The following is an 11,989-nucleotide window of genomic DNA, read 5'->3' as shown; positions in this document are numbered from 1 at the left end:
TGCCCGTGGAGGGGATACGGTAAAGGTGCGCGTAGACGTGGGCGATGAGCTCGTCGCAGCGCTTGGTGGCGGCGTAGAGGGAGACCGGCGTGTTGACCGGGTCTTCCTCATGGAAGGGCGTCTTTTCATTGCCGCCGTACACGGAGCTTGAGGAAGCGTAGAGCAGGTGCCGCACCGGGTGGCGGCGACAACATTCCAGAAGGTTCACGAATCCGAGCACGTTGCTCTGCACATAGGCGCGGGGGTTTTCCAGAGAGTAGCGCACTCCGGCCTGCCCCGCGAGGTTGACCACCATGTCGAATCCGTGGGACTCGAAAAGCGCTTCCAGCCCCTTCTCGTCTTCCAGGCGCATCTTCACGAAGCGGAAGCCGCCCTTGTCCCCGCTTTGCGTTTCCACGCCCCAGGGCGCGTCTTCCTTCACCCCCAGAGCGGCCAGGCGGGCCTTTTTGAGCAGCGGGGAATAATAGTCGTTCAGCTCGTCCAACCCCGTGACGCCGTGTCCCCTTTCCAGGAGTTTCTGCGCCAGGGAAAATCCTATGAAGCCTGCCGCGCCGGTGATGAGTACCTGCATATCTGCCTCGTTTTTCAAAAAATCCGCGCCTTGCGGCATGGCCGGAAGGCGCGTGGAGAATTTATCCTATCCTGTACAGGGTGAAGCCCGCGTTTTCCGCCTCTTCCCTGCGGTAGATGCCCCGCCCGTCGAAGATCACGGGGCTCTTCATGAGTGCGCCGAGCTTCTGCCAGTCGGGCCGCCGGAACGTGTCCCATTCCGTGACGAGGGCGAGGGCCTCGGCCCCTTCCGCCGTCTTATACATGTCTTCGGCGAAGTATACCGCATCGCCGAGCAGGGCGCGAGCCTTGTTTATGGCTGCGGGGTCGAAGGCGCGCACGCGGCAGCCCGCCGCGAGCAGGGCATGGATGAGCGTGAGCGAGGGGGCCTCGCGCATGTCGTCGGTGCCGGGCTTGAAGGCAAGGCCCCACAGGGCTATGGTCCTGCCCTCCAAATGGCCCCGGAAATGCCGGGAAATCTTTGCAAACAGCACCTTTTTCTGTGCGTCGTTGACCTTTTCCACGGCTTCGAGCACCGAGAGGGAACGGCCGTACCTGCGGGCGGTGGCGATAAGCGCCTTCACGTCCTTGGGGAAGCAGGAGCCGCCGTAGCCGCAGCCCGCCTGAAGGAAGCTTTCGCCGATGCGCCTGTCCATGCCTATGCCTTCGCGCACCATGTCCACGTTCGCGCCCACTTCTTCGCAGAGGTTGGCGATATCGTTCATGAAGGATATGCGCGTGGCGAGCATGGCGTTGGCCGTGTATTTGGTCAGCTCCGAAGAGGCTCTGTCCATGACGAGCAGTTTTTCTTCCGTGTGCAGGAAGGGACGGTAGATTTCAGTCATGACCTTGAGGGCGAGCTCGCTCTTGACGCCCACGATGACGCGGTCGGGCATCATGAAGTCGTCTACGGCATGGCCTTCCTTGAGAAATTCCGGGTTGGAGGCCACGTCCGCGCGGAATTTCTCGCCCCGCCGGGCAAGTTCCTCGAAAAGTATGCGCTCCACCTCCACCGAGGTGCCCACGGGCACGGTGGACTTGACCACCACCACAAGGTCGCCCGTCATGAGCCGGCCCACGGAATGTGCGGCGTTGCAGACGTAGCGTATGTCCGCGCTGCCGTCCTCCCCTTCCGGGGTGCCCACGGCGATGAAGGCCGCGTCGGCCCCGTCGAGAGTTTCGGCCAGGGAGGCGGAGAAGTGCAGCCTGCCTTCCCGGGCGTTGCGTTCGAGAAGTTCGGGGAGCTTCGGTTCATAAATGGGACAGAATCCCGCGCGGAGGCTGTCTATCCTGGCTTCGTCCGTGTCCATGCACCGCACGTCGTGCCCTGTTTCGGCAAGGCATGCGGCGGTGACGAGGCCGACGTAACCGGAACCTATCACACTTATATTCATGAATTTTCCTCTAAGCGCTTGTTCTCGGAGCCGGGGACGCAAGGCCCGGAGCGGCGGGAAGGCGAGTTGAAGGCAATGCCCCGGGAGGGGCAGGGGCGGAAGAAGGCCCGGGGCGGGGCCGCGTTCCGTCGTTCTGGACGCAGTTTTTCCCGGTAGAGAAACTTGTTATGATAACAGCTGAATAAAGGGGGGAAAACGCCTCTGTCAACGCCTGTTACAATCCGTTACCCGGAGGCGGGGTGCGGCGCGTATGTTTTTAGCGCGGGCAAGCGGGCCGAGCCATGATATTTGCCGCCTTCCTGCCGGAAAAGGCCCGGAAGGCGCAAAACCTGTGCGGCGCTCCCTGCGGTGGAAAAAGCCTGCCGGAGGGTTTTTCCGGGGAAGAAATGGGGGGATTCAGTCACGTTGGCCCTCCTGCAGTGCCTTTGCCACGAGGGCGCCGGAGGCGAAGGCCCAGTGTATGTTGTAGCCGCCGAGAAGCCCGGTCGCATCCACGACCTCCCCGCAGAAGAAGAGGCCGGGCACGATGAGGCTTTCCAGGCGGCGGGAAAGGGAGGAGAAGCACACGCCTCCCGCTGCGGCCTCGGCCTTTTTCATCCCTTCCGTACCCGTGGGCCGGGCGCGGAAGCGGTGTACGGCGGAGGCGAGGCGCAGCCTGTCCTTCCGGGAAAGCTCCGCGGCCTTGCGGCGGCGGATATCTTCCGGGCAGAGCGCGTCGGCGAGGCGTGCGGGAAGGCGGCGGGCAAGGATGTTGCGCGCCAGCATTTTCCCGCTCTCCTTCGCGTCCAGAAGCTCCAGGACGGGAAGCTCGGGCAGGAAGTCGAGAAGAATCTCGTCGCCTTCCTGCCACCAGCAGGAGAGCACCAGCGCGGCCGGGCCGCTTATGCCCTTGTGGGTGAAGAGCAGGGGGCGTATGCCTTCCGGGTCGGGAAAAAGCTCCCTTCCTTCGCGCAGAAGCCCGGCCCTCACGTTGAGGCCTATGCCCTCAAGGCCTGCAAGGGGCCAGTTCTGCGGCATGACGAGGGGCGTGAGCACGGGCCGGAAGGGGATGACCTTGTGCCCCCAGCGCCCGGCAAGCCCGGCCATGGCCCCGCTTGAGCCTGCGGCGGGAAAGGCCGGGGAACCGGCGGCGACGACAAGGCGCTTTGCCTGCACGGGCTCTTTCCCGGCAAGGAGGGAGAACACGTCCCTTTTCCCGCCTGCGCCGAAGCGCGGGGCGGAAGAAGCGGCGGGAAGGGCTATGTCGCGCGCCGTGCGGCCGAGGTAGAAGTCCACGCCCGCGTCGTCGCACTGAAGGGCAAGGCGCTCCGCCAGAAGATACGCCGGGCGCAGGCCGAAGATCTGCCCGAAGTCCCGTTCCTCAAAGGGCAGGGAAAGCTCGCGCAGTATGTCCAGCGCCTTTTCACAGGGAAAAGCGCGCAGCACGGCGCGCAGCCTTTCGGGATGCCCGGAAATATAGCGGTTTTCCGCAATGATGCGGTTGGTGATGTTGCCGCGCCCCCCGCCTGCGAGGGAGAGCTTGGCCCCCGGCTCCTCATGGCTGTCGATGAGGGCCACGCGAAGGTGCGCGCGGGCGGCGTTTCTGGCGCAGAGCAGGCCGGCGGGGCCTGCCCCTATGATGGCGGCGTCGTAGCAGGGCATGGCGGCTCCGGTTCAGGCGCTTTCGCGCAGCGCCGTGACGAGGGCCACGGCCTTGATGCCCTTGAGCTCTCCGGTGAAGCCGAGTTTTTCTTCCGTGGTGGCCTTGAAGCCTATGTGATCCGGGGGCAGGCCGAGCAGGCGGGAAAGGTTCCTGCGCACGGCTTCGGCGTGCGGGGCTATTTTCGGCTTCTGGGCGACCACGGTGAGGTCGGCGTGCACGAGGCGCACGCCCGCTTCTGCGGCCAGCGTAAGCACATGGTCGAGCAGGACGGAGGAGGGGATATTCTCAAAGGCCGGGTCGTTGTCCGGGAAAAGGCGGCCTATGTCGCCCCCGCCGAAGCAGCCGAGCACGGCGTCCATGAGGGCGTGCAGGAGCACGTCACCGTCGGAATGGGCGTGGATGAGGTATTCGCCGCCTATCTCCACCCCGCCGAGCATAAGGGGGCGGTTGCCGCCGTAGGCGTGCACATCGTAGCCGTAGCCGCAGCAGGGCAGGGGAGCTGAAGCGGGGGCGAGCAGGGCGAGGTCTTCGGGTTTTGTGATTTTCACGTTGCGCGCCTCGCCTTCCACCACGCGCACGCGTTTGCCGCAGCGCTCCATGAGGGAGGCGTCGTCGGTGACGAGCCAGCCTTCCTTCTCCGCCCGGGCGTGGGCCGCCCTGAGCTCTTCGGCAAAGAAGGCCTGGGGCGTCTGCACGGCGCGGAGCGTTTCACGCGGCGGGGTGCGCGTGATGAGGCCGGCAGCGTCGGTTTCCTTCACGGTGTCGGTCACGGCAAGGCCGGGGACGGCCCCGGCAAGCCCTTCCTCATCCAGCGAGAGGGCGAGCTTCGTGACGAGGGCCGTGCTCACGAAGGGGCGCGCGCCGTCGTGCACGAGCACCTTTTCGCAGCTTCCGGGCAGGGCCTCAAGGCCGCGGCGCACGGAATCCTGGCGGCGTGCTCCGCCTTCGGCAAAAAGGAAGGGCACTCCGCAGGAGTGTATGCCGTTGAGGCGGAGCGCTTCCTCGCGCGCCTCCTCAAGCCTGCCCTCGGGAAAGACGAGCACGAGGCCGTGCACCAGAGGGGATGCGGCCATGGCCTTTGCCGAGCTCCACCAGAGCGGCGCGCCCTTATAGGGCAGGAACTGCTTCGCCTTGCCCCCCGTGGCCTCTGCCATGCGCGTTCCCTGCCCGGCGGCAAGGATGACGCCCCAACATTCGTGTTGCATACGCACCTCTCAAAACTGCTTCCGCCCCGTGCGGGAACGGGCCTTTCTGCACGAGAAAAGGACCCGTCATGTTGTGAAAACGCGCCCGGCGCGGATAAGGAAGCCGGAAGGGCGTTCCTTTCGCGCGAGGCGCATACGGCGCGGGGAGGGAGCGCAAAGCCCCCTCCCCATAAGAAGGAGCCGGACTGTAAGCCGGGTTTTGTACCGCCCGGGAGGGCGGCGGCTGTCATTCCTCTAGAGACGCGGTTGCCCGCGCCTTCAAGCAACCTACCCGGAAACCATGGGCCGGGCCGGCCGGTTTCCCTATTTGGTCTTGCTTCGGATGGGGCTTGCCTGGCCTGACGTGTCGCCACGTCAGCCGGTGAGCTCTTACCTCACCGTTTCACCCTTACCGCCCCGGAGGACGGCGGTCTGCTTTCTGTTGCGCTTGCCGGCGGTCGCCCGCCCTGGCCGTTAGCCAGCATCCTGCCCTGTGAAGCCCGGACTTTCCTCCCCGGGCCTTGCGGCCCGCAGCGACAGCCCGTCCGACTCCCTGACATTTCCCGGGGGAAAGCTTATTCCGCGTTTTCTTCGGCCTGGGGCTCTGCCTTGGGCGCGTCCGGGTCCTGATAGTCGTGGGCCCAGTACATGAGGCGCTGGCAGTTGGGGCAGCTCATGATGTGGTTGCCGCGCTGAAGATCGATGAAGACCTGCGGCGGGATGGCGATGTGGCAGCCGGAGCACACGCCCGCTTCCACGGATACGATGACGGGGTGGCGCAGGCGGTTGCGGATGAATTCATAGCGGCTGAGCACGGGCGGGGAAATGAGGGTGCTCACTTCCGCGCGCTGGGCTTCCAGCTCCTCCAGCTTCGTGCGGCATTCGGCCAGGCGCTTTTCCAGGTTCTCGCGCTGGCTTTCCAGCTCGGCCTTGAGCGCGTTCCAGGTTTCCTCCACGTTGCGGAGGTTGCCTTCCTGGAGGGAGCGTTCTTCCTGCAGGGCCATGCGCTCTTCCTCGCGGGTCTGGTTCTGGCGCTCCATGGTGTCCATCTCGCGGATCATGGCCTGGTATTCACGGTCATTCTCCACCTGCATGAGCTTGTTCTTGCTGTTCATGAGGCGGGATTCGTCATCCTGAATATCGGCATCGAGGCGCTTCTGCTGTTCCTGGATATGCTGGAGCTTGTCCAGTATCCAGTTGCGCTGGGCATCCTGGGACTGGAAGCGCTTCTGCAGGTTTTCCACTTCCTTGGGTGCGGCTTCAAGCTCGGCGTGGACGGCGTGGATGCCGTCGTCCACATGCTGGAGGGCCACAAGCTGACGGATCTGTTCAATATAGAGGCTCACGACAGTACCTCCGGTACTTCAGAAAGAAAGGTCATGGGCAGGAACGGGTCCCTGCCCGGCAAAAACGTCACGGTCACGCCTTCGAGCTTCTCTTGCAGAAGAAGCGCAAAACGGCGCGTCATTTCTTCTTCCAGGGAAAAATGCCCCACATCGAGCAGCGCCATGGGGCAGAAATCCGGGCTGCCTCCGCTCTGACGGGAATGCAGCGCAAGGGCGTCGTGATACTTCACGTCGCCCGTGATGAATACGTCCGCCCCGGCGGCGGCCGCTTCCTCCAGAAGGGAGGAGCCGGAGCCCGTGCACACCGCAACGCGCCGGACAAGGCGCGAAGGATCGCCCGTAAGGCGGGCGACGGCGCACATGCGCTCCAGCGGCAGATGGGCGCGCAGGGCAAGGCACAATTCAGAAAGGCTCATGGGCGCGGGCAGCTCTCCGGCGCAGCCGAAGCCCCCTTCCCGCACCGTGCCGTCCGGCGCGGTGAATACGCCTGTTTTTTCCAGGATCACGCGGCCGGTGAGGCGGAGTTCATCGGCAAGCCAGGCGCTCGGGCCCATGGGGTTTGCGTCCAGCGTGGTGTGGCTTGCGTAGAGGGGGATATCGCGGCTGTACAGGATGCGCAGCGCTTCGGTATAGCCGTTGCGCCTGTCGGTAAAAGCCGGGCGCATGGTGAGCGGGTGATGCGTGAGCACCATGTCCGCCCCGGCGTCTGCGGCGGCCTGAAGCTGCTCCGGCACAGGGTCGAGGCATACGGCAAGATGCCGTATGACTTCACGGCCGGAAGCCACCTGCACACCGGAATGATCCCACTCTGCCATAAGCGAAAGCGGGGCCGTCTGTTCGATGATCCTGATGAGTTCGCTCTGAAGCATGGTATCGCCTTCCCTGCGTGATGTTGCAACCCGCATGCCCCGCAATGCCGCATGCGGCCTGCCGTGCACCCTGATCCCGGGAGGGGCACGGCGGAGCGTAACATCCCTTTTTTCGGAGGGGCCGAAGCACGAAGGAATGTTGATGAATATGCCGGGGAATTTATATTTCTAGGGAAAGTTCCCAGCTTCGTCAAGCGCGCATTTGTCCGCCTGCCGCCGCAGCTTTGCGCAAGGGGTCTTTTTCTGCTCCGCGTTCCGGACCGCCGGGGCTTCTTCAGGGGAGGGGCTTTCCCTCTCTGCCCGCGCCCTGCACAAGCGCGGGCAGGGCGCAGCCCTTCCAAGGGCGGAAGATGCGTTTTTTCCCTCCCCCGGGCTTGAAAATGCGTTTTTTCCGGCGTAGGGTGCCTGACGTGCCTCTGCGGGGCTGCCTTTACTGCCTGCCCCGCCATGCCCTCCCGGGGCGCGTTTATCTCTGCGAGGGAGGCCGTCCTTTTTTCCCATCTCATGCCTGCAAAGGGGAAGCCATGCCGTTTTTTATCTATATTACCGATGTGTTCTGCCCGTGGTGCTTCGGCTTCGCCCCCGTGATGCGCAGGCTCGCCGCCGCGCATCCCTTCCCCGTGCGCGTCCTGTGCGGCAATCTGGTGGATGAACCGGCAGACACTTCCACCATGGGTACGCCGCGCCTCAGGGCCTTTTTCCAGCGCCTTTCCGACACTACGGGCCGCCCCCTGGGCGAGGGCTTCTTCCGCCTTCTGGAGGAAGGGCAGGGCGTCGCCATGGATTCTTCCCGTTCCGCGCTTCTCATGGCCGCTCTCAAGAAACTCGCGCCCGGCCGTGCCCTGGAGCAGATGGAGACCTTCCAGGAAGCCTTTTACAAGGACGGTCTCGACGTGCTCTCCCTTTCCGACCAGGCAAAGGTCGCCGCGCGCTGGGGCATAGGGAAGGAGGATCTGGAGGCCATGCTCCTTTCGGAAAAGACGAAGAATACCGCCGAACACGACATGGCCGAGGCCGAGGACATTCTCGGCGATTTCGTGGTCTATCCCTCCCTTTTCGTGAAGACCGACGACGGCGTGCTCCATGCCGTGGCCCGGGGCTACGCTCCTTTTGAGGAGGTGGAGGCGAAGATAGAGGAAGCGCTTTTGAAGGGCGCTTCGCTCTCCGAAGCCTCGGCCCATGCCTGCGGGCTGGATGGCTGCTGCTCCTGACCCCTTCTGCCTGCCTTGCCGGAAAGCCGCGCCGGACTTTCTGCGCCGCGCCGAAGCGGCCTTCCTTGAAATTCAGGGGATTGAAGGGCGCATCGTCATGGGGTAGCATGGCGTATCGGCAGAACGGCCTTCTCGCGGAAGCCCTTTTTCCGCGCCGGGCCCCTCCGCCCAGGCTTCCCCGTATCCCTGGGCCTTCACCGTTCTCCCGCGCCTTTTGCAGGCGCAGGCGCGCTTCTTTCCGGGGTGCTTCCGGAAAGGGCGGAAGGATGCCGCCATGCTCTCTTCCCGCGATATGCTTACCGGGCTTCCCGTGATTACGGCCGCGGCCTTTTTCATGCAGATGCTCGATTCCACCATCCTGAACACGGCCCTGCCTTCCATCGCCGCTGCCATGCATCGTTCTCCCTTTTCCATGCAGCTTGCCGTCATAAGCTACACGCTTACCGTGGCCCTTCTTATTCCCCTGAGCGGATGGCTGGCGGATACCTTCGGCACGAGGCGCGTCTTCCTTGCCGCCGTGGCCCTGTTCACGGCGGGCTCCGTGCTCTGCGCCATGTCCGTATCCCTGCCGCTTCTTGTGGCCGCCCGCGTGGTGCAGGGCGTGGGCGGAGCCATGATGGTGCCCGTTTCCCGCCTCACCCTCATGCGCGCCTATACGCGCGAGGATTTCGTGAAGGTGTTCAATTTCATCACCATCCCCGGCCTGGTGGGGCCGGTGGTCGGGCCCATCATCGGCGGCTGGCTCGTCACCTACGCCTCGTGGCACTGGATATTCCTCATCAACCTTCCCCTGGGGGTTCTGGGGCTTTTCTACGCCCTGCGCGTCTTTCCCGATTTCCGGCAGCCGCGCGGCCGCTTCGACTTCCGGGGCTTTCTGCTCATAGGCCTTGCCGTGCTTTCCCTCACGGCGGGGGTGGAACTCACCGGCGGCAGGTCTTCCTCTTCTTTGCCCGCCTTTGCGCTCATAGGCGCGGGCTTTTTCATAGGCACGGCCTATGTCTTCCACGCGCGGCGCACCCCATCGCCCCTCATCAGCCTGAAGGTTTTTGCCACACGTACTTTTTCCGTGGGCATCACGGGCAACATGGTGGCCCGTCTCGGCATAGGCAGCATCCCCTTCCTCGTGCCCCTCATGCTTCAGGTAGGCCTCGGCTATTCCGCCGACGTGGCGGGCCTCATCATGCTCGCCCCGGCCGTGGGCTCCATCATGACCAAGACCGTGGTGCTGCGCCTGCTCAAGCGCTTCGGCTACCGTCATGTGCTGCTTTTCCTCACCCTGTCTATAGCAGGGATTTTCATGCTCATGGGCCTGCAGCAGCCGGGCTGGCCCCTTTCCCTGCTCGTGGCGCAGCTTCTTGTGCAGGGCATGCTCATGTCCGGACAGTTCACGTCCATGAATACCATCACCTTGGGTGACCTCCCTCCCGAGCATGCGAGCGACGGCAACAGCCTGCTCTCCGTGTCGCAGAATCTCTGCATCAGCTTCGGTGTGGCCATAAGCACGGCACTTCTGAGATTTTATTCCGGCTCCGGCGAGCTGCACGCCCTGCACTCCACCTTCGTCACCGTGGCGCTCATGACTGCCGCTTCCGCCTTCGTGTTCATGCTGCTCAGGCCCGGGGACGGCGACCACCTTCTCGGCAGGGGCGCGGAGCAGGGAAAGGATGCCTGAAAGGTGCTATTTTTTCGCCGGGCAGGGATGCTGGACGAAACGGCGTTCCACCCTGCCGACCGCCATATCCCGGGAAAAATGCGTCATGACTTCGCGCAGAAGCTGATCCGTGGGGGAGTCGGTCAGGCGTGCAAGAAAACGCTGCTTCACCTCCCGGGCTTTCGGGGATTCGGCGAGCAGCAGGGCCATAAGGTATTCCCCAGCATCATCACCATCGGTACGGCCCGTGCGTTCGCAAAGGGCCGCCACATTCAGGTAGCAGCTCCGGCAGGCCTCCATCTCCATGCCGGTGGCTTCGTCGACCATGCATTTCTGCAGCTGATGCACGGGCGAATCCGGGTGCAGCCTTGCCAGCGCATACACATCCGGCTTTGCGGAATACGGGTCGTGAAGAGAGCCGTAGGCCGAGATGCGCATGTTGAGCAGCCCTTCATCTTCAGGGCGCAGGGAAAGTTCGTGGTCGATGCGTTCGAGGACGGCGCAGACGCGTTCCTCGTTGCCGAAGGCTTCGTATAGGAGCTGCCACAGCGTTTCATCGTCGGCCGCAGGGGCATGCCCGGGGCAGAAAAGAAGGGCGGCAAGGACAAGCGCAGGCAGGGCTGTTTTCATGGCGGCTTCTCCTGAAAAATGAGGGCGGCAAAGCCTGCGGCCGGAAGGCGGCGCAGACCGCGCCTTTGTGCGGAGCGTTGTTGAAGGGCGCCTTGCGTCGGCAGGGCGCGTTCTTTTTTCGCGGTTCTCGTTTTTTTGGTATAGCAGGCTTTAAGCCGCAAAAACAGGGGGCCCTGCCGTCAAGTCCGGGGCGGCCGCTCTTTGCCTGCCGCAGAAACGGCGCTTTTCCGGGGAAGGGATTTCCCTTTTCTGAGGGCGTGCCTGGGATTTGCCTTGTTTTTCGTCTTGATGCGGGCGAAATGTTCATAGTACGCTGGGCGTGTCCGCCGTTTTTTATGCGCGGCCTGAAAACGCAGAGGATACCATGAAAAAGAAGCTTACTCTGGCCCGCGCCGTGGAGGCGGCGGGCATACTTTTTGAACTGAACAGCACGGAAAGCGGCGTGCTCGCCATGGCGCGGAAGGCGTGCCTACCCTGCGAAACGGTGGAGGAGAAAAGCCGCCTCATGCTGGAGTGGCGGGCATTCGTGCATGCCGCCGTGCTCTACGGGCTCATGGTGCAGGCCCCCAACGTGGTGGTGGTGGAGTACCTGCGCGCCACGCAGGACATGCTGGGCAGGCTGGGCTACAGCCCGGCGGAAGCCGAGGCTTTTGTGGACGGGGCCTTCCGCTCCTATGTGGATCCCATGGTGAGGACAAAGACGCAGGAGTGCCCGGCCGTGTTCTTTGAGCGCCTTCTCGGCAGGAAGGTGGAGGAGGTGCCCCAGGGGACGGCGGCCATGGTCTCCGCCGTCATGGCCATGATCCTTTCCGCCGTGCTGGACAAGCTGGAACAGTATGAGTTCGGGCTGGAGTAGCCGTTTCTCTTAAAAAGGGCGGCCTTGCCCCGGTGCACATGAGGCAGTCCGCCGGGAATAAAGGGGAATGGCGGACAGTTTTCTTCTTCGGGCTGTGCCGTGCCTGTGCCCGGAAGGAAGATTTTTCCGCTTTTTCTTTTCTTCACCGCTGCGCCGTGATGCAGAGTTTCCCGGGAAGGCCTTGCAGGGGCGCGCCGCCTTCCTGCCGCCGGGGCTGAAGCTGCGGCATTGCGGGGCGGGGGCTTTCCTGAAGGCGGCGTTTTTCCTGCATCCCGGCAGGGCTGTGCACGGCAGGCCGCGCTGACGTGAAAAAAAAAGGGCGCGGCGTGCCTGCGGTGTACGGGCGGAGCAGCCGGGAGGCTCTCATGAGAGGTTGAAGGCCGCAGGGGCATGGGAGGGCCGGGCGGCAGGCCGCGTCGGCTTCCCGTGGACACGGGCGTTTGCCGGAGGAACAGTCGCAAGCCCTGCGGGGATGGGGGACATTTTGCCCTTACCGGCGGCGCATCCGCCATGGCATGCCGGGGGCTTAGGTTCAGGACTCATTAAATATAAAAGATGACAATGGCAGCGAGACAAATGGCCGAAAAGAACGTGTGGGCACAACGGTCATAACGCATGGCTATTCTGCGCCAATCCTTGAGTCGGCCGAACATGATT

General features: G+C 63.8%; 11 protein-coding genes, 1 other RNA gene and 1 pseudogene. 4 read left to right on the top strand and 9 right to left on the bottom strand.

Annotated elements, in window-relative coordinates:
• The 7 genes from K8W16_RS08735 to K8W16_RS08705 form a co-directional block, all read right to left on the bottom strand.
• Positions 1–571: NAD-dependent epimerase/dehydratase family protein (locus K8W16_RS08735; RefSeq protein WP_304122764.1), on the bottom strand; the 571-nt coding region annotated here is incomplete at its 3' end.
• 61 nt (positions 572–632) lie between these two features.
• Positions 633–1,943 (bottom strand): UDP-glucose/GDP-mannose dehydrogenase family protein, encoded by a 1,311-nt coding sequence (locus tag K8W16_RS08730; RefSeq protein ID WP_304122763.1) that lies wholly within the window; start codon positions 1,941–1,943, stop codon positions 633–635.
• A 396-nt stretch (positions 1,944–2,339) separates the two neighbouring features.
• On the bottom strand, positions 2,340–3,584 hold the full coding sequence (locus K8W16_RS08725; RefSeq protein ID WP_304122762.1) for an aminoacetone oxidase family FAD-binding enzyme: 1,245 nt from the start codon (positions 3,582–3,584) through the stop codon (positions 2,340–2,342).
• A gap of 12 nt (positions 3,585–3,596) precedes the next feature.
• Positions 3,597–4,790: a 2-C-methyl-D-erythritol 4-phosphate cytidylyltransferase gene (gene ispD / locus K8W16_RS08720; protein ID WP_304122761.1), complete on the bottom strand. Its 1,194-nt coding sequence runs from the start codon at positions 4,788–4,790 to the stop codon at positions 3,597–3,599.
• Between the two features lie 172 nt (positions 4,791–4,962).
• An RNA gene (rnpB, locus tag K8W16_RS08715) (RNase P RNA component class A) lies at positions 4,963–5,322 on the bottom strand.
• A gap of 22 nt (positions 5,323–5,344) precedes the next feature.
• A complete protein-coding gene (locus K8W16_RS08710; protein ID WP_304122760.1) occupies positions 5,345–6,115 on the bottom strand; it encodes a zinc ribbon domain-containing protein in 771 nt (256 codons plus the stop codon).
• Positions 6,112–6,984 carry a Nif3-like dinuclear metal center hexameric protein gene (locus tag K8W16_RS08705; RefSeq protein WP_304122759.1) on the bottom strand — a complete coding sequence of 291 codons (873 nt, stop codon included), beginning with the start codon at positions 6,982–6,984 and terminating at the stop codon, positions 6,112–6,114. The genes K8W16_RS08710 and K8W16_RS08705 overlap by 4 nt, the downstream gene beginning before the upstream one ends.
• A 524-nt stretch (positions 6,985–7,508) precedes the next feature.
• Between K8W16_RS08705 and K8W16_RS08700 the strand changes: the two genes are divergently transcribed.
• The 3 genes from K8W16_RS08700 (at position 7,509) to K8W16_RS08690 (ending at position 9,867) form a co-directional block, all read left to right on the top strand.
• The gene (locus K8W16_RS08700; RefSeq protein WP_304122758.1) at positions 7,509–8,195 is read left to right on the top strand and encodes a DsbA family protein; all 687 of its coding nucleotides are present in this window, start codon (positions 7,509–7,511) and stop codon (positions 8,193–8,195) included.
• On the top strand, positions 8,179–8,301 hold the full coding sequence (locus K8W16_RS08695; RefSeq protein ID WP_304122757.1) for a hypothetical protein: 123 nt from the start codon (positions 8,179–8,181) through the stop codon (positions 8,299–8,301). The genes K8W16_RS08700 and K8W16_RS08695 overlap by 17 nt, the downstream gene beginning before the upstream one ends.
• Positions 8,302–8,469: 168 nt before the next feature.
• A complete protein-coding gene (locus tag K8W16_RS08690; RefSeq protein ID WP_304122756.1) occupies positions 8,470–9,867 on the top strand; it encodes a DHA2 family efflux MFS transporter permease subunit in 1,398 nt (465 codons plus the stop codon).
• Positions 9,868–9,873: 6 nt separating this feature from the next.
• Here K8W16_RS08690 and K8W16_RS08685 read toward each other — a convergent pair whose 3' ends face one another.
• Complete coding sequence (locus K8W16_RS08685; protein WP_304122755.1) at positions 9,874–10,476, bottom strand: hypothetical protein; 603 nt, start codon at positions 10,474–10,476, stop codon at positions 9,874–9,876.
• A 364-nt stretch (positions 10,477–10,840) separates the two neighbouring features.
• Here K8W16_RS08685 and K8W16_RS08680 point away from each other — a divergent pair, with 364 nt between their 5' ends.
• Positions 10,841–11,332 (top strand): hypothetical protein, encoded by a 492-nt coding sequence (locus K8W16_RS08680; RefSeq protein WP_304122754.1) that lies wholly within the window; start codon positions 10,841–10,843, stop codon positions 11,330–11,332.
• Between the two features lie 542 nt (positions 11,333–11,874).
• Here K8W16_RS08680 and K8W16_RS08675 read toward each other — a convergent pair.
• Positions 11,875–11,989: pseudogene (locus K8W16_RS08675) on the bottom strand (IS5/IS1182 family transposase); the annotation flags it as partial.

The sequence above is a fragment of the Mailhella massiliensis genome (assembly GCF_020741395.1).
Classification (GTDB): domain Bacteria; phylum Desulfobacterota; class Desulfovibrionia; order Desulfovibrionales; family Desulfovibrionaceae; genus Mailhella; species Mailhella massiliensis_A.
The sequence above is the reverse complement of the archived record's forward strand: the minus strand, read 5'-3'. Positions and strand labels throughout refer to the sequence as shown.

What these genes read in the sequence shown, in the direction of transcription:
- K8W16_RS08730 (WP_304122763.1), bottom strand. Translation starts at nt 1,943, where the DNA reads ATGAATATAAGTGTGATAGGTTCCGGTTACGTCGGCCTCGTCACCGCC.
- K8W16_RS08725 (WP_304122762.1), bottom strand. Translation starts at nt 3,584, where the DNA reads ATGCCCTGCTACGACGCCGCCATCATAGGGGCAGGCCCCGCCGGCCTG.
- ispD (WP_304122761.1), bottom strand. Translation starts at nt 4,790, where the DNA reads ATGCAACACGAATGTTGGGGCGTCATCCTTGCCGCCGGGCAGGGAACG.
- K8W16_RS08705 (WP_304122759.1), bottom strand. Translation starts at nt 6,984, where the DNA reads ATGCTTCAGAGCGAACTCATCAGGATCATCGAACAGACGGCCCCGCTT.
- K8W16_RS08700 (WP_304122758.1), top strand. Translation starts at nt 7,509, where the DNA reads ATGCCGTTTTTTATCTATATTACCGATGTGTTCTGCCCGTGGTGCTTC.
- K8W16_RS08695 (WP_304122757.1), top strand. Translation starts at nt 8,179, where the DNA reads ATGGCTGCTGCTCCTGACCCCTTCTGCCTGCCTTGCCGGAAAGCCGCG.
- K8W16_RS08690 (WP_304122756.1), top strand. Translation starts at nt 8,470, where the DNA reads ATGCTCTCTTCCCGCGATATGCTTACCGGGCTTCCCGTGATTACGGCC.
- K8W16_RS08685 (WP_304122755.1), bottom strand. Translation starts at nt 10,476, where the DNA reads ATGAAAACAGCCCTGCCTGCGCTTGTCCTTGCCGCCCTTCTTTTCTGC.
- K8W16_RS08680 (WP_304122754.1), top strand. Translation starts at nt 10,841, where the DNA reads ATGAAAAAGAAGCTTACTCTGGCCCGCGCCGTGGAGGCGGCGGGCATA.